The 24,588-nt window shown below is 44.9% G+C and carries 19 protein-coding genes and 1 pseudogene; 6 read left to right on the top strand and 14 right to left on the bottom strand.

All coding sequences use genetic code 11. The features are described 5' to 3' along the window. Positions 1 to 121: 121 nt before the first annotated feature. Positions 122 to 964, top strand: coding sequence for a CHRD domain-containing protein (locus M1L62_RS16545; RefSeq protein ID WP_254560717.1), 843 nt, complete (start codon positions 122 to 124; stop codon positions 962 to 964). 68 nt (positions 965 to 1,032) lie between these two features. On the opposite strand, the gene M1L62_RS16540 is transcribed toward M1L62_RS16545, so the two are convergent. The 3 genes from M1L62_RS16540 to M1L62_RS16530 all read right to left on the bottom strand — a co-directional run bounded on the left by M1L62_RS16540 (position 1,033) and on the right by M1L62_RS16530 (position 4,022). Further along, positions 1,033 to 1,920: an EamA family transporter gene (locus M1L62_RS16540; RefSeq protein ID WP_254560716.1), complete on the bottom strand. Its 888-nt coding sequence runs from the start codon at positions 1,918 to 1,920 to the stop codon at positions 1,033 to 1,035. A gap of 336 nt (positions 1,921 to 2,256) precedes the next feature. Continuing rightward, complete coding sequence (locus tag M1L62_RS16535) at positions 2,257 to 3,399, bottom strand: FAD-dependent oxidoreductase (protein WP_254560715.1); 1,143 nt, start codon at positions 3,397 to 3,399, stop codon at positions 2,257 to 2,259. Positions 3,400 to 3,425: 26 nt separating this feature from the next. Next, positions 3,426 to 4,022, bottom strand: a complete 597-nt coding sequence (locus M1L62_RS16530) for a TetR/AcrR family transcriptional regulator (RefSeq protein WP_254560714.1) — start codon at positions 4,020 to 4,022, stop codon at positions 3,426 to 3,428. Positions 4,023 to 4,457: 435 nt separating this feature from the next. Here M1L62_RS16530 and M1L62_RS16525 point away from each other — a divergent pair, with 435 nt between their 5' ends. Both M1L62_RS16525 and M1L62_RS16520 read left to right on the top strand, forming a co-directional pair. Next, positions 4,458 to 5,453 carry a zinc-binding dehydrogenase gene (locus M1L62_RS16525; protein ID WP_254560713.1) on the top strand — a complete coding sequence of 332 codons (996 nt, stop codon included), beginning with the start codon at positions 4,458 to 4,460 and terminating at the stop codon, positions 5,451 to 5,453. Between the two features lie 138 nt (positions 5,454 to 5,591). Next, positions 5,592 to 7,991: an FtsX-like permease family protein gene (locus M1L62_RS16520; RefSeq protein ID WP_254560712.1), complete on the top strand. Its 2,400-nt coding sequence runs from the start codon at positions 5,592 to 5,594 to the stop codon at positions 7,989 to 7,991. 121 nt (positions 7,992 to 8,112) lie between these two features. Here M1L62_RS16520 and M1L62_RS16515 read toward each other — a convergent pair whose 3' ends face one another. The 5 genes from M1L62_RS16515 to M1L62_RS16495 all read right to left on the bottom strand — a co-directional run bounded on the left by M1L62_RS16515 (position 8,113) and on the right by M1L62_RS16495 (position 16,816). Beyond that, the gene (locus M1L62_RS16515) at positions 8,113 to 9,477 is read right to left on the bottom strand and encodes an enolase C-terminal domain-like protein (protein ID WP_254560711.1); all 1,365 of its coding nucleotides are present in this window, start codon (positions 9,475 to 9,477) and stop codon (positions 8,113 to 8,115) included. Positions 9,478 to 9,495: 18 nt separating this feature from the next. Next, the gene (locus M1L62_RS16510) at positions 9,496 to 11,655 is read right to left on the bottom strand and encodes an outer membrane protein assembly factor BamB family protein (RefSeq protein ID WP_254560710.1); all 2,160 of its coding nucleotides are present in this window, start codon (positions 11,653 to 11,655) and stop codon (positions 9,496 to 9,498) included. 27 nt (positions 11,656 to 11,682) lie between these two features. Next, positions 11,683 to 13,179 (bottom strand): alpha/beta fold hydrolase, encoded by a 1,497-nt coding sequence (locus M1L62_RS16505; RefSeq protein ID WP_254560709.1) that lies wholly within the window; start codon positions 13,177 to 13,179, stop codon positions 11,683 to 11,685. Positions 13,180 to 13,261: 82 nt separating this feature from the next. Then, positions 13,262 to 15,493 (bottom strand): DUF7133 domain-containing protein, encoded by a 2,232-nt coding sequence (locus tag M1L62_RS16500; protein WP_254560708.1) that lies wholly within the window; start codon positions 15,491 to 15,493, stop codon positions 13,262 to 13,264. 324 nt (positions 15,494 to 15,817) lie between these two features. Further along, positions 15,818 to 16,816 carry a YhdH/YhfP family quinone oxidoreductase gene (locus M1L62_RS16495; RefSeq protein WP_254560707.1) on the bottom strand — a complete coding sequence of 333 codons (999 nt, stop codon included), beginning with the start codon at positions 16,814 to 16,816 and terminating at the stop codon, positions 15,818 to 15,820. A 109-nt stretch (positions 16,817 to 16,925) separates the two neighbouring features. Between M1L62_RS16495 and M1L62_RS16490 the strand changes: the two are divergent. Then, positions 16,926 to 17,263 (top strand): annotated as a pseudogene (locus M1L62_RS16490) (winged helix-turn-helix transcriptional regulator). Positions 17,264 to 17,308: 45 nt separating this feature from the next. Here the strand turns inward: M1L62_RS16490 and M1L62_RS16485 are convergent. Both M1L62_RS16485 and M1L62_RS16480 read right to left on the bottom strand, forming a co-directional pair. Further along, positions 17,309 to 18,025, bottom strand: a complete 717-nt coding sequence (locus M1L62_RS16485; RefSeq protein ID WP_254560705.1) for a LolA-like protein — start codon at positions 18,023 to 18,025, stop codon at positions 17,309 to 17,311. Between the two features lie 55 nt (positions 18,026 to 18,080). After that, positions 18,081 to 20,636 (bottom strand): TonB-dependent receptor, encoded by a 2,556-nt coding sequence (locus M1L62_RS16480; protein ID WP_254560704.1) that lies wholly within the window; start codon positions 20,634 to 20,636, stop codon positions 18,081 to 18,083. Between the two features lie 63 nt (positions 20,637 to 20,699). On the opposite strand from M1L62_RS16480, the gene M1L62_RS29365 reads away from it, so the two are divergent. Together M1L62_RS29365 and M1L62_RS16475 are read left to right on the top strand one after the other, a co-directional pair. Continuing rightward, positions 20,700 to 20,822 (top strand): hypothetical protein, encoded by a 123-nt coding sequence (locus M1L62_RS29365; RefSeq protein WP_256527710.1) that lies wholly within the window; start codon positions 20,700 to 20,702, stop codon positions 20,820 to 20,822. A 200-nt stretch (positions 20,823 to 21,022) separates the two neighbouring features. Next, positions 21,023 to 21,877, top strand: a complete 855-nt coding sequence (locus M1L62_RS16475; RefSeq protein WP_254560703.1) for a hypothetical protein — start codon at positions 21,023 to 21,025, stop codon at positions 21,875 to 21,877. Between the two features lie 160 nt (positions 21,878 to 22,037). Here the strand turns inward: M1L62_RS16475 and tnpA are convergent, their stop codons facing one another. From tnpA to M1L62_RS16455, 4 genes are all read right to left on the bottom strand, one after another. After that, a complete protein-coding gene (gene tnpA, locus M1L62_RS16470) occupies positions 22,038 to 22,499 on the bottom strand; it encodes an IS200/IS605 family transposase (protein WP_254560702.1) in 462 nt (153 codons plus the stop codon). 217 nt (positions 22,500 to 22,716) lie between these two features. Continuing rightward, positions 22,717 to 23,544: an SGNH/GDSL hydrolase family protein gene (locus tag M1L62_RS16465; RefSeq protein ID WP_254560701.1), complete on the bottom strand. Its 828-nt coding sequence runs from the start codon at positions 23,542 to 23,544 to the stop codon at positions 22,717 to 22,719. Between the two features lie 154 nt (positions 23,545 to 23,698). Next, positions 23,699 to 24,175 (bottom strand): DUF6644 family protein, encoded by a 477-nt coding sequence (locus M1L62_RS16460; RefSeq protein WP_254560700.1) that lies wholly within the window; start codon positions 24,173 to 24,175, stop codon positions 23,699 to 23,701. Between the two features lie 2 nt (positions 24,176 to 24,177). Then, on the bottom strand, positions 24,178 to 24,531 hold the full coding sequence (locus M1L62_RS16455; protein ID WP_254560699.1) for a DUF6152 family protein: 354 nt from the start codon (positions 24,529 to 24,531) through the stop codon (positions 24,178 to 24,180). Positions 24,532 to 24,588: the final 57 nt, after the last annotated feature.

Genomic DNA, 24,588 nt, shown 5'->3' with positions numbered 1-24,588 from the left:
CCCCACACAGCACAATAAAACTAACACACTCATTATTAACAATTTATTATTGCAAGATAAGGATACGATTCCGTATTAAACATTAACTTTAATAGATCATTTCAACTAAACGAACTATTCCATGAAGTCATTATCCAAACTATTCTCCCTGATCGTATTAGTCACTGTTTTTTCAGCTTGCGAAGACCACAAAGTCGAAAACGTAGTGTCCCAGAAAGGGCTCCCTTTGAGTGCAGCGCAAGAATCCGTTTTTAACAGCAGTAAGGCATGGGGATCCGCTGACGTATCCTATGACAAAGTGAGTAAAGTGCTAAGTTATACCGTCAAATGGAATGATCTGACGGGAAACCCTACGGGAGCCCACATACACGGGACATCTCCAAGAGGTACCAATTCGGCGGTAAAACATGATTTTGCCTCGTTGATCTCGAAAACGCCAAGTGGCACTTTTACCAATTCAGTGGTTGTAGACGGCGTGGCGATCAATGAAACCGACCTGCTGAACGGTTTATATTATTTCAATTTTCATACCCCAACAAACCCTGGCGGCGAAATCCGCGGACAAATTGAGTTTTACAATCAAAGCCATATCGTCAGCAAGAAAGGTCTTGTGCTGAGTGGTGCTAACGAAGTTCCGGCCAACGCAAGCACCGCCACAGGAACAGCCGATGTAACTTATAACAAAACCACCAAATTACTCAGCTTTTTCCTGACCTGGAACAACCTCGCCGGCGTACCAACGGGATCTCACATTCACGGTCCTGCTCCTAAGGGTACCAACGCTTCTGTCAAATTTGATTTCTTCACCTTGATTCCCAAAACGGTTTCGGGTTCCTTTTCAAACTCAGTTGTGGTGGACGGAATAGCCATCAATGAAGCTGACCTGCTGGCCGGCAAATACTATTTCAATATCCACAATTCAACTTATCCTGGCGGCGAAATCCGCGTTCAAATTGAGTTTTAAATAATGTCATCATACAATAAACCAGGCATCTGACATTCGGATGCCTGGTTTATTACTCGTTTCTATGACTACCTGCCAGTCGGGGTTTTACCCTTAAACAAATTCATCCCAACGATCGCCCCAAGCATAACTGACACGCCCAACCATTGCCACAAATCGATGGATTCGCCCAAAATCAGGTATGCACTGATGATAGCAACCGGCAATTCCACGGTCATCAGAATTGCGCTTAACCCGGCACCAATCCTCGGGATGCCCCTCGCAAATAACACAGGAGGGATAACTGTACCAAAAACGGCGAGAAAAAGTGCCCACTTGACCAGGTTTATATCGAATTGACTGGCTGTTAAAAAGGGTTTCACATTCACAAAAAAAATGGTGATCGCAGAACCCGTCATGATGATTGCGCTCTTTTTCAAAAGCGGTTCTCCTTTCCCCGCCTTGCTATTGGCAACAATATAAACCGCATACAGAAAAGACGAGGTCAGCGCGTAAAGAATCCCTTTCAGTGAAAATGTACCGGCATTTTTCAGTAAACCTCCTGCCATTATCGTTCCGGCTAAAATCACAGCGGTGATCGATACTTCCGGCCACGATGGTTTTCGTTTAAACAGAATCCATTCCAGCAGAAGGCCGAGCCAGGTAAACTGCATAAGAATGACGATCGCCAGCGATGCCGGAATGTAGGCAACCGACAGGTAGTAGGTAAAGGTAGTAAGCCCGATTGCAGCTCCGGTTAAAAGAAGCGGCCAGTTCATCTTCCGCGTTAAGGAAACACTGGTAGGTTTCTTTTTGTAAAACAAGGTGATCGTCCACAAAATCGCAGCGCCTGTTAATGCCTGCGCGAAAGAGATTTCTGCGGGGCTATATCCCTGCTGATAGGCCAGCTTAACGAATGAAGACAATATCCCGAAGCTTGCCGCTCCGGTTAAAACCATGAAAATATATCTGGTCATTATTGGTTGGATTATGGAAATACGACAGGAGACAGGTAATTCCCGTCCCGAAACTGACGCAGGCCAGACAACCGAAAAACTAACGTGATGGCAATAGTTATTAACCCAACCTGAAAACAGGCAGAATTATATCAGAAAACGAGCTTTCCGGTTAGCGAGCCTGACGGGCAACCGGCGGAGGTAGAATATTTGAGAAAACAGTAGAATACATGACGATTATTTTTTGGTAAAAGTAAAAATAAAGTTTCAGATTGCAACTGGTTCCCGTACATCCGAACGCAGATACAAATCTGAAACTTAGCAATAATTTTTCTTCACCAAAACGGCTCGAACTGGTCAGCCCACGATATCCAACAGATAGGAAATGGCTTCCGGTGCATGCAGTGCCGCGGTTGATTCAAGTGTGATTCCGGCGATTTCGGAGGCTCTTGAACGCATTTGATTTTCGTAAGCGGCAATAGCCATTTGTAAATCTATAAATTTCGGGTTAAGCAGGCATTGACTTAATTCCTTCGCATCGAGCATTGCCATGTTCACGCCCTCACCCGCATAGGGCGGCATCAAATGCGCGGCATCACCCAGCATGGTAAGATTTGGCAAGGCTTCCCAGGTCTGGTCCAGCGGCATGCAGTACTGAGGTCGCGGCACGAATGATCCCGTCGCATTTTCAAACAATTCCAGCCATACGTTGTCCCAGCCTGCAAACTCAGTTTTAAACCATGCAAGCACCTGAGTTTTGTCTGAAAAGTCAATACCAGACGTCCCGCTCCACATTTCTTCTTTATGAGACCCGGTATAAAACACCAGACTCCCGCCCCCTTTTGAACTTACAATGAGCGACTTGTCATCTCCCATCGCAAAAATTTTCCCTCCATTTAGCAATTTATGGATATTCGGCGTTGACTTTTCAGAATCGTAGACCGCGCCCTCCACCATGGTAATGCCTGCATAAAAAGGCTGGATGGAGGTTATGTAAGGACGTATTTTTGAGTTGGCACCATCGGCCGCAATCACCAGATCGGCCACTGCGAACGTTCCGTCTTTAAATTCAATTTTCCATCCGCCGTTATCCTCAGAGAGCGAAACGAAGTGGCTTCCCCAAACCACAGTGTTCGGTTTTAAAGAATCCAGCAAAATCTGCTGCAATGGCCCGCGATCTATTTCCGGACGGGAAATATCTCCCTCGCGTTCAGCATCGCCGTCAAAGATGATATTGGCACCTTTGTCCAAAATCCGAAGTTTATCGGCCCCCGGGCGGTAATTAGCCATAAACGCCTCCCATAATCCGGCTTCTCGGATCGCCAGCAATCCCGATTCTTCGTGTAAATCGAGTGTGGCGCCTTTCGGCCGGGCATCCTTATGAGCATCTCTTTCATACACCTTTACTTCTGCGCCGTTCATTTGCAGTAATCTGGCAAGGGTTAGTCCGCCGGGTCCTCCCCCGACAATCGCTATTTTCTTGTTGTTGATCAAGTTCATTGTTTTTGTTTTATTAATAGTCTTATTTATTTCATCACGCCTTTTATCAAAGCTCCGCAACATGCGGTAATCATCTCGTCGTCAATAATCTGTACCGGTCTTTCCTCATAATCAAAATACTCGCTGACCAGATCAAGAATCGGCGAAAACAGAAGGGCCTTGTAAACATCACGATGGAAATCCATGATTACTCCCGCTTCGATATGGCGTCGTAAAAATTGATGTATCGGTGCAAAAAATACTCCTTCTTTAATGTTCTTGTTTCTGAAAGCATTATTCAGCAACGGAGAGGATTTCCCATACCTGATCAGCGCAAAAGCCGGTTTATTATTTTTCAGGTAAGCAAAAGTGTTCAGCCATATTTTTTTCACGCCCTCCGCAAAATCCATGTCCGGGCTGAAACTTTCCAGCACCGCTTTTTCGTAATTCACCAGTACTTCTTCAATAAAAAGTTTCAACAAGAGGTCTTCCTTGTTTTCATATTTTATGTAAATCGTTCTGGGCGATATGTTGGCGGCCTTGGCCAGCTTCTGCATACTGAGATTTTCTAGCCCTTCTTCCGCAATAATTTTAAGCGCAATACTTCGGATTGCCTCTTCCTTTTCCAGATTTTTCGGTCTCATAGCCTATTTATTTCACTTTTTTTCAGAATCGAAAAAATGACGACACAAAGTAAGTAAATGTTTATTTACTTACAAAATATTTTTTTTTAATCTTCGAATTCGGGTTATTCACGTATACTCTCAGAGGTTGTAATATGGAAATTTAAAGATGTAACTGTATCACCAGAAGGCGCCTGCCAACAGCTCAGGAGATTTTAATGCCATTAAGTAACTTTTTTATTAAAAATCAGAAGAATTTATTATTTTAAGTGTCTTAATGTACCCTTCCGTCAGACTGAATATCAAATGACTAATAGAAATTCCATTCTGACAGTTTAAATTTATCAGGCAGATCACAAATTAAGATGTTTTAATCGCGCTGCGGGCTAAACGTTTTCAGTTTGTTATTTGTTGTCAAAACACCGCACTCTAAAATTTAGCCCACCGAAATGAAATATGAAAGCAGCCGTTTTGGATCAGTCAGACTTCTCAATCCGCATTGAAGAAGTACCGATTCCTGAAATAAAAGCTGGTCAGGTTCTCGTTAAAATCAAAGCAGCGAGCCTTAATCATCATGAATTATGGCCCATGCAGGAAAAAAACCAGTTTGCGGATTTCAAGATTATTCCCGGCGCAGACGGTGCCGGTGACGTTGTTGATATTGGGCCCGATGCCGACAGCGCCTGGCTTCATAAACGTGTTGTGATAAATCCGTCCTTAAACTGGGATAAAAAGCAGAAAGATTTCGAAAATGATTTCGAGATTCTGGGTTATCCCATGCACGGGACCTTTGCCGAATACATCGCCATCGATGAACGATATATTTATGAAATTCCGGCACATTTAAATTATGAAGAGGCGGCCGCTGTTCCCCTCGCCGGCCTGACTGCCTATCGTGCTCTTTTTTCGAGAGGACAGCTCAACCGGAAAAGTACAATATTGATCACCGGCATTGGCGGCGGTGTTGCGCTTTGGGCTTTGGCATTTGCATTAAAAATGAATTCCAGGGTTTATGTGACATCCGGACAAGACGATAAAATACAAAAAGCCATCATTGCCGGCGCAAGCGGAGGCGCCAATTACAAGAGCCTGAACTGGAAAAAGGAATTGTTCGATCAGACAGAAGGGTTTGACCTGATCCTGGATGGTGCTGCCGGAACAGGGTTTGAAGTGTTGCTGCATCTGGTAAAAGCGGGAGGAAAAATAATAAGCTTCGGAAGAACAGCGGGCTCTATCCCATCATTCAACCCCAAGCTCATTTTCCTGAAACAAATCACCATCATGGGCACGACGATGGGCAATGACGATGAATTCAAAAACATGCTTTATTATGTGCTCTATCACCAGCTCCGCCCCATCATTGATTCGGTGTACGCCTTCGATGATATCCAAGCCGCCTTTGAGCGCATGGAAAGCGGGGAGCAGTTTGGGAAGATTGTGTTGCGGATGTAAATACAGGCGTTTTGATCGGATGAACGACAAGTTTCATCCGATCCATGTTAAATCATGTTAAAACCCTGCCTGTCAATTCATAAAAGCCACGTAATTCTTTAACTTGACCAGCCAAATTCCAAACCCAACGATGCTGCCATGATAAAGAACTACTTCAAAATCGCAATTCGAAACCTGCGTCTCAACCGGACTTATGCGATATTGAATATCCTCGGCCTCGGTCTGGGCATTACAGGTGCCGTTCTGATATTTCTTTTTCTGCAATATCATCTCAGCACAGATCGGCACCAGCCAGGTTTTGACCAGATTTACCGGGTTGTCCTCGATCTGCATCTGGATGAAGGCACCGAACATGAGCCGGGGTCGGCAGCACCGATGGCTCCTACCCTTTTACGTGATTATCCTCAGGTTGAGAAAGCCGGATTTATGGCAAAAATGCCAAACATTACCCTTGCAGCTACCGACGGCCAAAGAACCAATCGCTTTCTGGAAAAGACAAACGTGGTTCTGGCCGATCAGGGTTTTATGGAAATGTTTGCTTTCGGGTGGATCAGCCGGTTCAATCCTCACCAGATGACCGAGCCTGCGACGGTCGTGATCAGCGAAAAAATTGCACGGAAATATTTCGGAGAAACTGCCGTAACAGGTAAAACCCTGCGCATGAACAACATGCACGATTTAAGAATCATTGGCGTGATACAAGATCAAAAAAATCCCACGGACCTCGATTTTGAAGTCTACATTTCACTGGCAACGATTAAACAGATCGACTCTGCTTATGACATGTCATCATTTTCCTGGATCAGCAGCAGGAATTTTACTTTCGTCCGATTTGCCGAAAATACTGATGTTCAAAAAATACATAAGCTGCTAAAAAACAACGGTTCGAAATACTATGGTGCCGAAGCAAAATACTACGAGCATCAGTTTCAGCCGCTATCCGATATTCATTTTAACGAACGATACGACGGAAAAATCAGAAGATCCATCCTCTGGATATTGGCAGGAGTCGGCACTTTTTTACTGGTTATTGCCTGCATCAATTTTATAAATCTGGCCACGGCACAGGCGTTGAAACGGGCAAAGGAAATCGGGATACGAAAGGTTCTGGGGAGTACGCAGCAACAACTTTTTTGGCAATTTATGAGTGAAACGGGTTTGATAACCCTCGCCTCATCGCTGCTTGCATCGCTGTTTATCCTGCTTGCCTTACCCGTGATGAACAACTGGACCCAAACCAACGCATACCATTTCGGGCTGTTGTTTCAGTTTGAACTCACCATTTTCTGGATATTCACGCTGCTCCTTATCGTTATACTGGCTGGTTTTTACCCTGCGGTAATCATTTCAGGTTTCAACCCGATTACCGCGCTAAAAGGCAGGCTTGGAAGTAAACAGGTGGGTGGTATCGGGCTTCGGCGTTCGCTGATTGCGGTGCAGTTGATCATTGCCCAAGTGCTTGTGATTGGCACGCTGATTTTGTTGCTGCAAATGAAATTTTTCAAAAACGCCGATCTGGGTTTTGATCAGCATGCCGTTGTTACGCTCTCCCTTCCCAAAACAGATTCGGCCAAAAAAGTAAGTCAGTCTTTCCGTAATGAACTCATGCAAAATACGGATGTAAAATCGGTGAGTTATCAGTACGAAGCCCCTACATCATCCATGGGATACGGAGGATCGGTAAGGTTTGATAACCGGTCCGAATGGGAAAAATTCGTGATCCGCGACAGGTTTGCCGACCAACATTATCTCGAAACTTACCGGATGCCTCTTCTTGCCGGCAGAAGCACTGTTGACCGTGATTCCGTCACGGAATTTGTCGTCAACGAAGAATTAATGCATCGTGTGGGTATTCAGGATCCTCAGAAAATGCTCGGCCGACAGCTGGAAGACGGCAATACAGGTTTGAAAGGTCCGATTGTTGGCGTCGTCAAAAGTTTCCATCTTAAATCCCTTCAGGAGGCTGTGGAGCCCTGTGCCATTTTTGCCAATCCAAAACTTTATAAGGAAGTAGCGATCAGGCTCAACACAAAGGATTTTTCCAGATCATTAAAAGTGATTCAAAATGCCTGGCAAAAGATATACCCGGATGAAGTTTTCGAGTATCAGTTTGTTGATGAGAAGATCGCCCGGTTTTACGAAAAAGAAGAACAGCTGACAACGTTAATCCAAGCATTCGCCGTGACCGCCATTTTCATCTGCTGTCTCGGATTATTTGGTATGGTTTCGTTTATGGTCTCACAGCGCACCAAGGAAATCGGCGTCAGAAAAGTCCTGGGCGCTAGTGTTAACAGCATTGTTTTATTATTTGGTAAAGAATTTTTACAGCTTGTTGGCCTCGCTTTCATCATCGCAACACCGGTAGCATGGTACTTCATGAGCAACTGGCTAAACAATTTTGCCTACCGGATCGACCTGCACTGGTGGATTATGGCGTCCGGCGGTTTGATCATTCTGCTGATCACTTTGCTAACGGTTGGTTACAAAGTGGTACTTGCCGCGTTAATGAATCCCGTCAAAAGTCTGAAAGCAGAATAAAATCCGAAACAACACCCATAAAACTCCAAAAACACCCGCGCCCCCTGTAAAAGTGCCGCAGGCACGACCGATCCGATAGCGCCGGGTTTCAACCCGGCGATCCGGCGAGGATAAATTTTGGCTAAGGTTTCAATATCGTCCCATCACTTTTCCGTACAGTCCATCTTGATTTCGAGCTGATCGGATATTTTGCAGCCTCCTTCTCATTGATATCAATACCGAGTCCCGGCGTTTCATTGACATAATAATAACCATTTTTGATCGTCGGGCAGCCCGGAAAAACTTCCTGCACCTTTTCACTGAACTTTTGCGACTCCTGAATTCCGAAATTCCAGATCGCGATATCAATGTTATTATTAGCCGAATGCCCAACCGGCGACGTATCTCCCGGGCCATGCCATGCCGTTTTTACATTAAACCACTCTCCCAAACGAGCCACCTTCATTGCCGGCGTGATACCGCCCAATTGAGACACGTGGCAGCGGATGTAGTCAAACAGCTGATTTGCCATAGGCTCGCGGAATTCATTGATATTGTTAAAAAGCTCGCCCATCGCAATAGGCACCGTTGTGCTCTGACGAAGTTGTTTAAACCAGCCCATATTTTCAGGAGAAAAGGGATCTTCCACAAAATACGGCCGGTATTCTTCAAGACCTTTGATCATATTGATGGCGTCCATCGGCTCCACCAACTCATGCATGTCATGCAAAAGTTCAACGTCTTCACCACATTTTTTTCGTACCATTTCAAACATTTTGGGTACCCGTTTAAGGTAAGTCCGCTGATCGCTGAAATCGTCCGTCGCCCGGCCAAAACCAGCCGCTTTAAAATCCGGCTTAACTTCATCCATGGCTCCTACCCCGCCATATCCTCCTTGCTGGATTCGTACATGCCTGAAACCTTCGGACATATACTGCTGCACTTTATCGGCAATAGCTTCGGGAGTCGGGCCGCTGGCGTGGGTGTAAGTGTCCACGGCGATCCTGGTTTTACCGCCCAAAAGCTGATAAACCGGCATGTTTGCCCGCTTGCCTTTGATATCCCACAAAGCCTGATCCAATCCCGACAACGCGTTGTTTAAGACCGGCCCGTTCCGCCAATACGAACTTACGTACGTGGATTGCCACATATCCTCAATATTGTCTACGTCCTTCCCAACGCTAAACTCGTTGAGATAAATGTTTATCGCAGGAATAACCACCAGTGCCCTTTGTGTGAAAGTGGCACAACCCAGCCCATACAAACCCGGCTCGGACGTTTCAACTTTCACAATAACCAGGTTGGAACCGCCAGGTGCGGTCGTAATTGCTCTGACACTTTTAATCGTAACAGGCGCCATTCCCTTAGCATAGGCAGGTTTTTCATACTTTTCAGCACGCGCTTGCGGGGTTTCAAACAAAGAAAATAGCCCGGCAGCAGAGCCGGCAGCTAACAGTTTTATCGCATTACGACGACTATCGTCTGCATTTTTTTCGGATTTAAACATAGGTAATCGGGTTCAGTTTTATTTTAATGAAAAAGCGATATAATTCCCTCCAATTTTCTGTCCTCTTCCACCACCCGCTGCAATCGCGACATATTGTTTGCCATTGATCTGGTAGGTAATGGGTGTCGCGAAACCTCCGGCGGGCAACTGATATTCCCACACCACTTTCCCCGTTTTTTTATCAAAGGCGCGGATTTTTTCATCTTTTGTTCCTGCAATAAAAACAAGGCCGCCAGCGGTAACCAACGGGCCGCCATAACTATCGGTACCGGTTGTCGGAATACCCTTTTTCGCCAGTTCAGGATATTCTCCCAGTGGCACCCGCCAGATATATTCTCCCGTATTCAAATCAATTGCATTCAAAGTTCCCCAAGGCGGTTTGACGGCCGGATAACCATCCTGATCCGTAAACCTTTGCCAGCTTTTAGTCACGTAAGCCGGTTTATAGGGAAAAGCGTTTTTTGCAGCGGATTTTGTTCTGGTTTCAACAACCGCTTTCTGATCCTTTTCAATATTAAGCAAAAATCCAATAAGGGCATCCTGTTCTTTTTCAGACAAATGCGAGAACGAAGGCATTCGCCCGCTTCCGGTTTTCAGGATACTCTTTATAGAAGCCGTGTTTAATTTTTTCCCGATATCAATCAGCGATGGCAGCTCGTTGCCGCTCCCCTTTCTGTCCTGTCCGTGACAAGCCGAGCAGTTTGTCATATAAAGTGTATTTCCCAAAGTCCGCGGAACGTCGGTTTTCTTTTGACTAGCATCCATCATAATCAGCTCCCAGGGTTCCTCGTTGGCATTCTGGTAAAAAATACCATCCGGATCCACAGCGTTCCCACCCCATTCTGCACCTCCGCTATACCCAAAAAGCAACGTTCCTGTCGTGCTTGGCGGAGCGAACTTATTGTCCGTTTTTATTTTCTGATAACGTTCTGTCACATAAGCGTGAGCCTCTGGCGAGAGATTGGTAATGTCATTTTCAGTAAAAACCTGACGGGATAATGGCAGCGGTTTTACCGGATATTTTTGTGTAGGATAAGGATGCTCACCCGGAAGGCCTTTGGTCGGAACGGCTCGTTCTTCCACCGGAAATATCGATGTTCCCTTGTCCCTGTCAAGCACATACACAAGCCCGTCTTTCGTCGATTGCACCACCACATCGATGCGTTTCCTGTTGTGTGTGATGGTCGTCAGGTTGGGCGGACTGGGATGATCGCGATCCCAAAGGTCGTGGTGAATGGTCTGATAATACCACTTCATTTTACCCGTTTCAGCGTCAAGCGCCAAAATGCAGTTGGCAAAAAGATTCGATCCTTTGCGATCGCCCCCATAAAAATCAGAAGCCGGCGATCCCGTGCCGAAATATACGGTACCTCTTTTTTCATCCACGCTCATACCACTCCAATTATTGGCAGCCCCAATGATTTTATAAGCACCTTTCGGCCAGGTATCATAACCCAATTCACCCGGTTGGGGAATGGTATGAAAAACCCATTTCAATTGGCCCGTCACAACGTCAAATGCCCGGACATGCCCGGGGGCAGCGTCACCGGATTCCGAAACGGCTGATCCCAGGATGAACGTGTTTTTATGAATAATCCCCGGACTGGTTGCGTTGACAGACAAAACGTTGACGTCGTGATCCATATTGGTCGAGAGTCCCTCATGAATATCCACTCTTCCACCTACGCCAAAACTCTTGACAATTTCCCCGGTTTCTGCATTTACCGCATACAAACCTGAGCCAACTGTATACAATATACGCTGATCATTGCCGCTACGCCAGTAAACCACGCCCCGATTTGAATTCAACTTATCACTTTTACGCGGTTCAAACTTCCAGAGCTCCTCACCTGAGTCAGCTTTGAGTGCAAATAATTTCAGTTCCGGCGTCGTTCCGTACATGATTCCGTTGACCACAATCGGCTGGCACTGAATGGCGCGGTTGCGTTGCCTGCCGGGATTTTCAGGATCCGGTTTCTCTGAAGCATCATACATCCACGCGACCTGCAATGATTTTACATTTTCGGTATTAATCTGATCAAGTGGAGAATAGCGGTTCCCTGCCTTGTTTCCTCCATAATTTGGCCAGTCCTGGTCTTGCAGCGATTTTTCCTTTTCCCGGGCACCATACATGAAAAAACTCAGCAAAAGCTGTCCAAACAATATCGATTTACGCATCGGGTGAGATGATAAAATTTGAAAAAATTATTTCGTATTATGCATGATGAAATCCACGATCTGTGCCGGGGCATGCGGTTTTAGAAAATGCCCCTCACCTTCCCTGATAATCACAGTATATCTTCCTCCCAGCTTTTTGTAACGCTGTGCTGCAATTTTCGTATTTGTTGCAAGCCACGGATCTTTGCTACCGCTGACGCTTAATATCGGTATCTTTGAGTTTGCCAGAACCCCGAGAAAATCCAGCAAAGGATTTTTAATCATCAAGCCGGTCATCAATGGATTTTCGCTATAAATAGCGCTTACCTTATCCGGGTTTTCTATTGCCCATGCGTAGGTTTCTCCTGCGGCAGCCCCTTTGCCTTCGAGAACGGGTTTGCCTGAAAAACCATTTCTTACAAGAAAACGATAGGTGGAATCCCATTCCGCTCTCACGGCACCGGATTGCGCCGTCAGCGGTGCCACTACAATATGATAACCTCTGGCAAGCATAGCCAGATCTACGGAATCACTTCTTTCCGGACTACCTGCGCGAAAGATCCAGGGTTTCCCATCGGCAATTTTGTTTGGCACAATAACCGCCATACCTGTAACGCCCCACTGGCTATTGGTTTTCAGGTCATATCGCTCATAAAAAGGGGTAAAACCGGGGCCGCGGCTCGTGGCATATGTTTTTTCTTCTTCCAGATAATGAAACGTATTTTCCAGACCATAATAATAGGTTTTAGTAAACAGGTCGGTCGCAAAGGAAGGTCGTTTTTCCTGGGTAAGCTTCATATTCGATTCAATCCAGTCGGCGATCAGTTTCGGATTTTTGAGACTGTGGGGATGGTGCGCAGGCCCTTCTTTAATCATGACGGTGATTTTACCGCCCAGCTCGTGATAGCGTTTTTCGATTGGCAGAGTCGTTCTTTCCAATAAAAAATCCGCTGATCCGCAGATATTTAAAAGTGGAACGTCATGTTGTGCAAGCAAATCAAGTTTTGCGAACGTTTCTGGTCTTATCGCCGGGTTGTCTGCGTAGATACAGGAGACCTTATCAGGATGTGTTGTCGCCCAGTCGTATTCGTTGACGCCTCCTTTGCTCATACCCACAAATGCCGGCTTTTTTGACAAACCATATTTTTCTGTCAGAAAAGTGTACCAGGCATCCCATTCTTTACCGGGATCGGGTGTAATGAAACTGATTACAAAACCCCTCTTTAAAAGTTCTATCTCGGTTTGTGGCTCATGATCCCAGTAACATCCCTGCCAGGACCATGGGTTTCCGGATGCTGCTTTTGTCGGCACGACTACGATGCATCTCCGCTGACCTTGGGCAGGTGGTTTTACTCCGTTTTTTTCGGTCGGGTCTGGCTTGAAGGGTTTAATGCTCAGGCCTTCCTCATCCATCACAAAATCATACCGGTCGAAGCCGTGCCAAGTCGTTTTTTCGCCGGGAAAGGTCGGCGACTGGGCTTGTATTTTTCCTGATAAAATAAATATCAGGCATAGCGGGAGTATTAAATCAATTCTGATTTTCATGAGGATTTAGAATTTGATTTTGGTTTGATCGCCGTTTTGATCTGCGATCAAAACGGCGATTGGGCGACCGCGAGGGGCGCCCCTACATGCCGGACAATTCGGTTATGGTCCATGATTTGTTACGTCCTGCGGTTTGTTCGCGTGCTGATTTTACATCGGCAGGGCGTATCGGTGGTGCGTTTACAAATTCGTGGCGTACGTAACTTAATACGGAGGCGATCCATTGATCATCGTTATCGCCCATCGCTGGCATTTCGCTTGGATAGGTTTCGCCGTCGATTGGGCCTGAAAGTCCGTGAAGCAGTATCCGTAAGGCCATGTCTTTTCCTTTGCCAAGTCTTTTCGAGCCGACTAAGGGGGGAGCTGTTTTACTTAGTAGTCCTTTTCCGTCTACGCCGTGGCATGCTGTGCATAGTGATTTATAAATTACTGAGCCATTTAAGATGAGATTGCGGTCTGCTTCGTCCAGCCGCCCCAATCGGAGTCCGAATTTTTTGGAATCTTCGTTCTTATCGATACTTTTCTGTGCGCGGGCCAGAATTTCATTTCCGTTGGAAGCGCTTAGTATTTCCGTTGCCAGACTTTTTGCTTTTGGCGATTTGCTGTACGATAACGACAAAATCAGCTGCATTTTCACGTCATTGCTCGCATCCATTTTCAGGCCCGCAAGCTGATCAATCATCTGCTCGTCATTTTTTCTCAGGTAAACCTCGCTTAAACGGACAGCAGCTTTTCGCACTTCTGTATCCTGATCTTTCAGCGCTCCGGTCACAATTCCCTTATCCAAAGCATCCAGGCCTTCCAGCGTCCACAGGGCGTGCAAGCGTCCCAAAGCCGAATTTGTTTTGATGTAACTATTGGCCTCCCCCGTTGCAATGGCTTTCAGTCCGGCGATAACAGACTGATCATTTCTCAAAATCAGCTCTTTCTGGGCATTGTCACGCCACCAGCCGTTAGGGTGATTGAGATAAGAAACCAGTTTTTTCGACGGCTCATCCAGCAGTCTTGGTTTGGGGCCGGGTTTCATTCCGTCGTGAACCAGACGGTAAATCCGGCCATGCTGAATGTTTTTGTCCAGACCATACCGTTTGATTTGTGGGCGCAGATAACTGTTCGGCCCCGTCCAGTTTCCTTCCTGAATAATTCCACGGTGCATATCCACGAGATACAGATTTCCGTCCGGTCCCGTGTACATATTCACCACCCTGAAATTCATGTCCGTTGAAGCAATAAACTCTTCTTTCTGATATGCGTTTTCGAGCGTGATCTTGCCATTTTTATCAATAACTTTTGCACGGCGAATCAACCTGCCTACCGGTTCGCTGATGAGCAGATCGCCCTGCAAATCACCCGGCAGCCGGTCGCCCCGAAAAATTACTTGTCCGCAGCTTGCCGTGAAATGGTTAAGGGTTGTATCCGCTCTCAGCCGTTTCAGTCCACCTTCAACATCAGGCGTTTTGATTATTGGCCATACTTCATTGAACTCTTTGGTATACTGGTCGTTGAATTCCAGGCGACCGTAAACAGGGTTGATCTGAAAACCTAACGCCGGTACTTCTCCACCCGCAGAAGAAAAGAAAAGTCGCCCGAAATTATCATGCGTCAATCCCCATTGTCCATTCGAGCCGCTGGGGATAGAATCCGGAACCAATTTTCCTTTGGAATAGCGGAAACGGACCGGATCCACCGTAGTATAAATCCAGTTGTCGACATTCCATTCCAACCCACTCCGCTGATGTTCCAGATTTCCTGGCGCTTTTTTATCGGGTGTATAAACCGGTCTTTTCACGTCAGCGACGCCGTCGCCATTGGTGTCCTTGTAGCTGTAAATATTGTAGGTATCCGTTTCGTTGACAAGCAGCTCATGCCCAACACACAAGAGCATTCTCGGCAGCAACATTTTATCTATAAAAACAGAACTTTTATCCATTCTGCCATCGTTGTCGGTATCTTCTAAAAGCATAACCCGGCTCGTAGGCTCATGTTCGCCGGTGCCCTCTACGTCCTGCATGTAGGTATTCAGCTCAGCCACGTACATACGTGCATTACCGTCCCAGGCCACGGCAACCGGCTCATGGATCATCGGCTCGCTCGCGACGAGTTCGAGGTGATAACCTTTCGGCAGGCGAAACGTTTTAAGGCTTTGTTCCGGCGTCAGATAGGCCGGCGAAGGATTCGGTGTGAAAGCAGGAATCGCTTCCACGGAAGCAGCGGTTCTCCGCAACGTGTTATCCGTGGATTTCTGACGGGAAATCTGGCAGGTGATCGTAATAAAGGCAGTCAGGATACAAACGATCCAAATTTTCTTGTTCATGGTGAAATATTTAGGAAATTAATCGGCGGGGTTTGAGGTGACACTTGAAGAAGACAGGGGAGCCAGTACTCTAATCATAATTTGTTGTAAAAATTTAAGGACTTATTAAGGTTTATGAAGAAGTCTGGTTTCGCATTTCCTGAAAATTTTGTGCAAAGTACACGGCAAGGATTAACAGAATGATTAATAAAAGATTAATCGGGCTCTGGCAGAGGCGTTTTTTGTCATATTTTAAGATAAAATATCCGTATACCACAAATAAAAAAGCTTAATGCAATGCAGCAAGTGCAATTGCATTAAGCCCGTAATTAATAACACGTAATATCACTCCTCATGTTTCAGGACATAACGCCCACGCGCTTTACCCTGCAACAGCGCATCCAGTTTTTCAGGCAGCTCCTGTAATGTTATTTCCTGAATCATTTGTTCCAGATGTGCCGGTCTCCAAGCACTAGCCAAAGCCCGCCATACTTGTGTTCTCCATGAAATCGCTGCCTGGACGGAGTCAATCCCCGCGAGCGTCGCGCCTCTCAATATAAATGGAAAAATGGAAGTGTTCAGATCCGCCGACGAAACATTTCCGCAGCAGGTAACGATACCATTTTGTTTCACCGATTTAAGAATTCCGGACAATGCCGCACCACCAACATTATCAATCCCGGCAATGAAATCGGCCGGAGAAAGCGGTTTACTGTTGTATTTCTCTAAAAATTCTTCTCGGCCCAGAATATGTTTGGCACCTAAAACGGACGTGAGAAAATCATCTTCTTTTTTGCCCGAAACAGCAATAACCTCAAACCCAAGTTTTGACATGATAGCCGTAGCCATGCTCCCGACACCGCCCGTTGCGCCACTGATCACGACGGGGCCGTCGGCAGGTTTAATCCCGGCGGTGACGATCTTATCCACCGAAAGCCCCGCCGTCAGACCGGCCGTCCCAAAGGCCATAGCGTCTCTTAATGAAAGATCAGCGGGAAGCGATATACCCCACGCCGACGGCACACAAATGTATTGCCCAAAACCGCCCCAGGTATTCATTCCCAGATCGAAACCTGTTACAATTACCGCATCACCTATTTGAAATCTGCCGTTTTTGCAAGCGACCACAATTCCGCATGCGTCAATACCGGGAACATGCGGAAACTTTCGGGTTACACCTTTATTACCGGACGCCGATAAGGCATCTTTATAGTTAAGTGACGAATACCGAACTTTGACCAGCAGATCATTTTCCGGTAAGTCGTCCGTCGTGAGTGTTTTGATCTCTCTGGTAAAACCACTTTCCTGCTGGCTGACGAACAGCGCATTAAATTCCTTTGTCATAACTTTTTTATTAAAATTAAGATGCTGTTTTTAGCTTTGCAACACCTTACATTTAGTTCAGTAGCGGACATTTTGTTCCGTAATACTGATTATCAGTTTAATAAAATTTATGGAAGAGATACCCGAAATTGAGCTCGTCTGTCCTTCGGACGTATTCCTGAACATTATCAAAGGAAAGTGTAAAACAACACTTATCGTTTTGATCAAAAAAGGCAGGAATCGTTTTGGAGAAATGCGCCGGACGCTACCGACGATCAGTGAAAGAATGATTTCCCGCCAGCTTGACGAACTTGAAAATGACGGAATTATTACCCGAAAAAGTTTTACAGAACTTCCTCCCGCGTGGAATATTATCTGACCGAATATGGCGAAACGATTTATCCCGTTGTCAGAGAAATGCGGAAATGGGGCCATGTGCATCTGGAAAAGCAGAAGGCCCGGGTCTGATCAACCCGGGCCTTCGTATGACTTCTAAAATGATCAGGGAGATTTTTACTTCACCGGTTTTTTAAACAAATTGTCGTCCACTTTGCTGTTGATCGTCACTTTGTTTGTGATAAAGGTCATCACGCCCATCTGAGGATTGGTAATATCCATCGAGCTGGCAAATTTGATACCTTCATAATCTTTATAATCCGAGAAATTGATTTCTCCATCCTGTCCGTTCATATTCGCTTTTACCTTGCTAATAAGATACGTGTTGGCATCAAGGAATTCGTCGATAACCTGGCCATCTTTGGATGTAAGTTTTAAATGGTAAACATCCTTTTTGTCCTGCTTCTCCTTACCGATAAGTTCAACAGTGTTTCCTTTGTCTTTGTAATTAACCAGGCCGCCAAACGGATCGAGCTGGCTCGTTGTTTGTTTAAGCTGATCAGCAGGCATATCCTCAGGCTCTCCGGTACCGCCCATCATCGTCGGACGAATCATCCAGCCTTTCGAGTCGGCCACTACCTGCACCATCGAATTTCCCATAACAGTTGATTCGCTACGCAGCGATTTCCCAACAACCAAAGTTGTTTTTGTCGGAATTTCCATCCCCTGCACGGCAAGAGAACGTTCTGTAACCAATGTACTGACCGCATTTAATTTATCAAGGCCACCCATGGCAGCAACATGTTTTTCAACGATTTCGTCTACCGTCTGAGCATAACTGCTCACAGAAATACTGGCCGCTACGAGCGCAATAAATAATTGGCTTCTTTTCATTTTGCAGGTCGATTTTTAGTTAGTAATTTATAAAAAGTTGATTGTAAGTGATTCATTATTTAGGCTGACCACCGCCCGGTGCGCCACCAGATTGCTGCTGACCGCCGCTTCCGTCACCTTTCACGTCGTCGTTGTTCACCGACTTCGCCTTTCTCTTCGGTGCGTCCATGGTCATTTTACCAATCTTATACGTGAAAGTCAGGCGGACGCCACGGTTATAAAGATAAACATTACTTACCTGACTAAAATCCTCTGAATTTAACTCGGTATGCATTCTGTAACGTTTGCTCAGGAAGTTTTCCGCTGCCAGTCCAAGGCTTCCCTTTTTGTTTTTAAATTCTTTTTTCACACCAACGGTATAGAACCCAAAACCTCCCTGTTTACCCTGCAACTGCACCTGTGTGCCCTGCATGAAACCAAAAGCTTGTGCTCCCCAGCCATTTTTAAACTGCGCCTGAGAGAAAATACCGCCGCTTACGTTCACACCCGTATTGGTCAATTCTTCGGCAATGCCATTTGCATTGGCCTTCCCTTGTCCGCTTAACGAAGTATAAAATGCGTTCAGGAACAGACCAAAATTGATTTTAGAGGTAGCGGCCACATTTGCAAAAAGGTTGGTACCATAAGCGTGCTGACGTCCGATATTTTGATATGTCGTCACAACAGCACCCGGAAGCGAATCAGATGGCGTACGCACCTGGCTGATTGCATTGTTGGTCACGCGTCCAAAGAAAGTTGCATTCACAAATACCTTCTTGATATTTTTGCTGACACCAAGTTCAAAATTATTGGTTAGCTCGGGACGTAACTCCGGATTACCAATGGTGATGTTCTGAGGGTTCGCTGCATTAAAGTTAGGGTTAAGCTGAGCAAGTCCGGGACGTTGGATACGACGGTTGTAACCTAATTTCAACGTTGCACCTTTGATGGTTTTGGACGCGTTGACACTTGGCACCAATACCCCGTAATTTCCTACACCGATTGTTCCTCCTTCACGCGTGCTTGCATCAATGAAAGTATGTTCATAACGAAGACCACCTTTGAATGTGTACCTTTTCTTAGTCGTGTAAGTATAAGATGAATACCCCGCAGCAATATTCTGGTGATAAGTCAGTTCTCCCGAAGGCTGGTTAATTTCCTTTACGAAGTCTCCCGTCGCATCGGCGATCAGATATTTGTAATCACTGTTAACCTCTCTGAAAATACCCTTTCCTCCAAATTCAAGCAATTGGTTTTTCTTGATTGGTGTCTGGTAGTCGGTCTGAAGGGTAAATTCCTGGTTGATGTTTTTGTTTTCATTACGCTCACGGCCAGAAACCGACTTATTGGCATTAAGAAGGTCCGCATCAAAATTATTAGTCAGATCATTGCGGCTATAAAGCGTGGAAACACTCCACTCCTGCTGCGGTTTGAATGTATGCAGATAATCGATGTTGGCATCTACCGTACCTGAAAGATTTTTAGCATCCACATTTCTTCCGGAAGTTTCTGTCAACTCTCCCCTTTTATACAATTTGGTAATCAGATCCTGCTGGCTGATCATGTTGCGCAAGCCATAACGAACACCCGCAGTAATACTTTGATTTTTAGCCAGATCATAATCAAAACCCAGGTTATATTGCCCGAACAACCCTTTACTGGAACCATCACCCGTCTGGTTGGTCAGTGTTTCCACGCCATCCACCTTACTGGTTTGATCCAGTGTCGTCTTGGTCATGGTGTTATAATTTCCACGACCAAAGCCTCCGATGGTAAATCCGGCCTTACCTTTTCTGTAACCGCCATTCAACGAGAGCATCGAACCACGGTTACCAACACCGGCATCCACATTCAGGTTTAATCCCTGAAGACTGTTCTTTTTGGTAATGATATTGATAATACCCCCTGAACCTTCAGCATCATATTTAGCCGATGGGCTGGTAATCACTTCAACCGTCTTGATCTGATCCGCCGGAATTTGTTTCAACGCATCCGAAACACTGCTTGCAACGATTGTACTTGGCTTGTTATTGATTAAGACCTTGATATTCTGACTTCCGCGAAGCGACACGTTTCCGTCAAGATCCACCGTAAGAAGCGGGACCTTTCTTAAAACATCCGTTGCATCACCACCTTTCGCAGCAATATCCTTTTCTGCATTGTAAACAAGCCTGTCTACCTTTTCTTCGATCAGAGCAGCCTGGCCGGTTACGGTCACTTCATCGAGCTGTTTTACATTGGATGTCAGCTTGATCGTTCCCAAATCCAGCTCCTGTCCTTTTGACAAGGTGATGTTGTCGATGGTTTTATTTTGATAACCAATAAAAGAGATCAATATCTTGAAATCACCGGCGACAATTTTTGTCAGCGAAAACTTTCCCTTTTCATCCGCCACTGTACCATCAATGGCTTGTCCTGTCTTTTTGTTGTAAAGCGCGATACTGGCAAATTCAATGCCTTTCGCAGCTGCTGAATCCACGATAGCTCCTGATATTTTAGAGTTACCCTTTGGCGTCTGGTCTCCGGCTGTACCTGGCAAAGCTTTAGGCTGAGCGCTCCCACCGGTTGGAAACTGGGCGAATACCGGCGAAAATAAGGCAGTAAAAATAATAGCAAGGAGAAATGTCTTCATTTTAATAGGATTGTGATTAACGCTCCAAAATTGCGAAAGAAAAAAAAGCGGGCGTATAAAAATATGATAAAGGCTGCAATAAAAAGGATGGATGACAAGTATTACCAGATGGATGAATTCCAGGGGCTAAGGATCACCAATAAAACGATAGGCTCTGAAAATCCGTCGCCCGAATATAAATTGTAGAAAAAATAATTATGACAAGTAGAATTAATTTATATAATTGCATCCAACTTTTGCGTTTTATCCAATCTATGCAGCAGTATCAGTGATTTGACCTTCCTACTTAAAAATTGAATTTAAAGAAACTTAACATTCCAGTGTATTGACCTAAAATAAGTTTAATAAATTAGTTTTAATAGGATAATCAAAAAACCAAACCAAGCATGAAAAATATTTTCTATCTGGTATTACTATTTGCTGCCATTTCTTGCAGCTCAAAGGCAGAAGAACCGGATCCACTGCCTCCTATCAAATATCAATCTCACTTCGGAGTCGATACCGTTGACGTAAAGCTGAAAAAAGTTAGCCGCAATGGCATGTTGCTGATCGAATATTCCTACAATAAGGGTTACCTGAGCGGCTTCAAAAAATATGTTGCCTTTTCGAAACCAAGATTTTTCTCAACGGGTGTTTTCACAAGAAATGGAGGGGTTCCTGCGAAATTTGATATAGCGGTGGCGGAATTTATTCCTGAAACGGAATTTGTATCTGATGATCAGAAAGCACGAAGCACTTTTCAGTTCAACGCGGCGAAAACAGATTCTACTCGCGAGGTTTCAGAACAAAATTTACTGACTTCGGCTACTTTCAGCAGAAGTTATCTTTTTAACAAAGCCGGATTCATTACGCAGCAAAGTGTAAGTCCATCGACGGGCGATAGTTATGTGGTGACCTATGTCAGAACTTCGGAAAATAACGTTTCCCAGACTTGGAGCATCAAAAAGTCGCAGGCAGCGAAAACCGACAAGTCGGATTACCAATACGATACCAGCAAAAATCCGTTCTTTAAACTTGGCATCGACTGGGAAGGTGATTTTTCAAACTATGCCATCAGCCCTAATAATATCCTTAAAGAGACGATTTATAATGCCAATGACAGAGGTGTTAAGTCTACTTACGCTTATGAATACCTGCCCAATGGTTATCCTAAGAAAATCACCATTACAAGAGGATTCATTAATATCAATGGTGAGGAGGAGACAACTACGCCGGTTGTTTTGGAATTGGAATATTATTGAGATTTTAGATAATTGAAAATTTTAGCAATTTTCGATTTCAAATTTCAACGGAATGAATTCCGTTGCTACAAGATCGGTCGTGCTCTACGGCACTGGTACGTTTTAATGCCATAAGTATGACCGATTTTGTAGCGCAGGATTTCATTCCTGAATTTCTGAATTAGATAAGGTCGGTGAAAATGTATTTTTCATCGAAAGTAACTTCAAATTTTGCCAGCATATCGACATATTCTTCTTTGAAAGTCCTATTGCTGTGATGCTTTTCCTGATTTTGAATGTATTTATGAACAGCATCTATATGAGACCGGCTATACGAAAATGCCGAGTATCCTTCCTGCCATTCAAATCTGTGTGGTAGCAGGCTGCTTTCATTAACCCACTTGGATGACTTCGCTTTTGCATTTTTCATAACGTCCGAAATCGATACGGAAGGCTTCAAACCAAAAAAGCAGTGGACATGGTCTTCAACACCATTCACAATTAACGTTTTACAACCCGTTTCGTTGATGAGGTTGCCGATGACGCTAAAAAGATCTTTCTTCCATACAGACTGAATAATAGCTTCCCGGTAATTTACCGCAAACACTGTCTGGATATACATTTGGTGATAGGTATTTGCCATAATGCCTAAATTATTTTCGTATGTCTCTTATTGTAAGACATTTGAAAATAATGCTGGTCACCTATTTTTGGATTAAATATTTCAAAATATCAATGTTCGTCAATGTTCAACGGAATGAATTCCGTTGCTACAAAATCGGTCGTGCCGTACGGCACTGGTACGTGCAATGCCGTAGGCATGACCGATCTTGTAGCGCAGGATTTCAATCCTGCGTTGTTTATTTAAGCTCCTTCCATTTCCCAACAAGCATATCGGCGATCACCTGATATCCTTTGTCGGAAGGATGCAGGCCGTCGTAAGTCATGTTAACAGCCTCAACCGGGTATGGATACTCTTCCTGAGCAGGATCAAAAGGTATTGTCGTGTATTCAGGATACGCGTAGTTTTTGTAATGATCCGTCTGTGGCTCCTTCAACTTTTTGAAATTTACCATGTTTTCCAGCGTGATACCACTGTCGTGATAAAGGTCCACAACAGGAAATTTCTCTAACTTTCCTATCTCTACAATGGCGTTTGCAAATTGTTCAAGCGTTTGCTCCTTTTTGGGTTTGTAAGAACCATAGGCGTTGTTTTTCGCGCTGTTGATGTAAACAAAATCACCACGCTGCATCGGTGTTATCAAAATGATCCTGGCTTTTTTATTGAGCTGTTTCAGCTTGGTACTGATGATACGGAACGAGCCATAAACCGTACCTGTTCCGGTATTTTGCTCATAATCTGTAATCGATCCCAGTGCCTTTCCCTGCCACCAGTCATTTGTCCCGAGAAACACCGTGTAAACATCAGCTTTAACAAGTCCGAGCGATTCAATTTTATCCGCGATATTTACGGAAGTCCAGCCGTTATGTCCCTGATTGATGTACTCGACATTTGGATGTTTTTCACGAATCAAAGTCATATAACCTTTTGTAACCCTGTTGCCGGTTTCATTCTGATGATCGTTAAGATACGTGATGGAGTCGCCAATTGCTACCCAGACTATCTTACGTGGTTTTGATGCAAGAGATATAAAAACGAGAACAGCAAGAAGAAAGATCTTTTTCATAAAAGTTAACCGCAGATTTAAGGATCAGATATTCGTGTTTTTCAGTTTTAAGAACACAAATACATAAACCCTGCACGCAGCAAAAAATACTGATCTTTTATTTGTTTTCGGCGTTATGATCGCGATAAGTCGCAATCTTGCTAACCATCCTGACCTAATAAGCAAGCAGCCGGCCACAGGCGATGATGGCGATCCAGACGATTATTGAAATAATAGCAGACACTTTTGAAAAAAGGGGTAGTTCTTCCGAGCCTCGCCAATCGTCCTTGTCATTAAAAACAAATCTGTGAAAGATAAAAACATTCAGGGCAGCCACGAGCAGTAAAAGCAGTTTGATCCAGAAGACCGGATCAAAAGCGAGCGCTTTCGAATTGGTGATAAACAACAAAATGCCCGAAGGGATAATCAATATAAGTCCTCTCTGCGACCAGGGCAGCAAATGGCGGGACATACCGTTTAATGGCAGACTTTTAGAAAAACCCAGCAACCGCAGGTCAAACATAAAAGCAGCTCCGACAAGCAGGACAATACCCACAATATGGACAATTTCCAGAGCGGGGTATAGCCATAACGACTGACGGATATTTACCGCCCAGGAAGTTTTTTCCAGCCAGTCAAAAAATTCAGGCACGGTTAGCGTAATTCAAATTTCTTTCCGTCAACAAATATTCTTTCAGCACGCATTTCACCTTTCTCGGTTTTGTGCGGATAGGCCACAAGTCTCACAGACGTACCTTTTTTGATCATGTCGCCGGTTAATCCCCGGTCGGTCATCCGACTTGTTGGCGCCAAAAAGACCGTCCATGTTTCCTTATTGTATTTTACCTTAACCAGTACATGCGGGTTTTCATAAACCGACTCATCGATCGTCGTTTTGAAATCAAGTACTTTGGTTTGGTCATAGTCCGCCCAACCGTGATGCAGCGTGGTAAATGACAGGCAGATCAAAAATGCAGACAGAAATAAAACACTCTTTAAATAGCTCATAACCTGTTGATTTTAGTGCATATTAAAGTTACTAAAATCGGACCGTTATGTAAAAAT

It is taken from the genome of Dyadobacter diqingensis, from assembly GCF_024220585.1.
Classification (GTDB): Bacteria; Bacteroidota; Bacteroidia; order Cytophagales; family Spirosomataceae; genus Dyadobacter; species Dyadobacter diqingensis.
Note: the sequence above shows the minus strand (reverse complement) of the source record. Positions and strands in the feature narration are given on the sequence as shown.

What these genes read in the sequence shown, in the direction of transcription:
- M1L62_RS16455 (WP_254560699.1), bottom strand. Translation starts at nt 24,531, where the DNA reads ATGAGCTATTTAAAGAGTGTTTTATTTCTGTCTGCATTTTTGATCTGC.
- M1L62_RS16465 (WP_254560701.1), bottom strand. Translation starts at nt 23,544, where the DNA reads ATGAAAAAGATCTTTCTTCTTGCTGTTCTCGTTTTTATATCTCTTGCA.
- M1L62_RS16520 (WP_254560712.1), top strand. Translation starts at nt 5,592, where the DNA reads ATGATAAAGAACTACTTCAAAATCGCAATTCGAAACCTGCGTCTCAAC.
- M1L62_RS16485 (WP_254560705.1), bottom strand. Translation starts at nt 18,025, where the DNA reads ATGAAAAGAAGCCAATTATTTATTGCGCTCGTAGCGGCCAGTATTTCT.
- M1L62_RS16480 (WP_254560704.1), bottom strand. Translation starts at nt 20,636, where the DNA reads ATGAAGACATTTCTCCTTGCTATTATTTTTACTGCCTTATTTTCGCCG.
- M1L62_RS16535 (WP_254560715.1), bottom strand. Translation starts at nt 3,399, where the DNA reads ATGAACTTGATCAACAACAAGAAAATAGCGATTGTCGGGGGAGGACCC.
- M1L62_RS29365 (WP_256527710.1), top strand. Translation starts at nt 20,700, where the DNA reads ATGATAAAGGCTGCAATAAAAAGGATGGATGACAAGTATTACCAGATG.
- M1L62_RS16505 (WP_254560709.1), bottom strand. Translation starts at nt 13,179, where the DNA reads ATGAAAATCAGAATTGATTTAATACTCCCGCTATGCCTGATATTTATT.
- M1L62_RS16500 (WP_254560708.1), bottom strand. Translation starts at nt 15,493, where the DNA reads ATGAACAAGAAAATTTGGATCGTTTGTATCCTGACTGCCTTTATTACG.
- M1L62_RS16515 (WP_254560711.1), bottom strand. Translation starts at nt 9,477, where the DNA reads ATGTTTAAATCCGAAAAAAATGCAGACGATAGTCGTCGTAATGCGATA.
- tnpA (WP_254560702.1), bottom strand. Translation starts at nt 22,499, where the DNA reads ATGGCAAATACCTATCACCAAATGTATATCCAGACAGTGTTTGCGGTA.
- M1L62_RS16475 (WP_254560703.1), top strand. Translation starts at nt 21,023, where the DNA reads ATGAAAAATATTTTCTATCTGGTATTACTATTTGCTGCCATTTCTTGC.
- M1L62_RS16510 (WP_254560710.1), bottom strand. Translation starts at nt 11,655, where the DNA reads ATGCGTAAATCGATATTGTTTGGACAGCTTTTGCTGAGTTTTTTCATG.
- M1L62_RS16545 (WP_254560717.1), top strand. Translation starts at nt 122, where the DNA reads ATGAAGTCATTATCCAAACTATTCTCCCTGATCGTATTAGTCACTGTT.
- M1L62_RS16495 (WP_254560707.1), bottom strand. Translation starts at nt 16,816, where the DNA reads ATGACAAAGGAATTTAATGCGCTGTTCGTCAGCCAGCAGGAAAGTGGT.
- M1L62_RS16525 (WP_254560713.1), top strand. Translation starts at nt 4,458, where the DNA reads ATGAAAGCAGCCGTTTTGGATCAGTCAGACTTCTCAATCCGCATTGAA.
- M1L62_RS16530 (WP_254560714.1), bottom strand. Translation starts at nt 4,022, where the DNA reads ATGAGACCGAAAAATCTGGAAAAGGAAGAGGCAATCCGAAGTATTGCG.
- M1L62_RS16540 (WP_254560716.1), bottom strand. Translation starts at nt 1,920, where the DNA reads ATGACCAGATATATTTTCATGGTTTTAACCGGAGCGGCAAGCTTCGGG.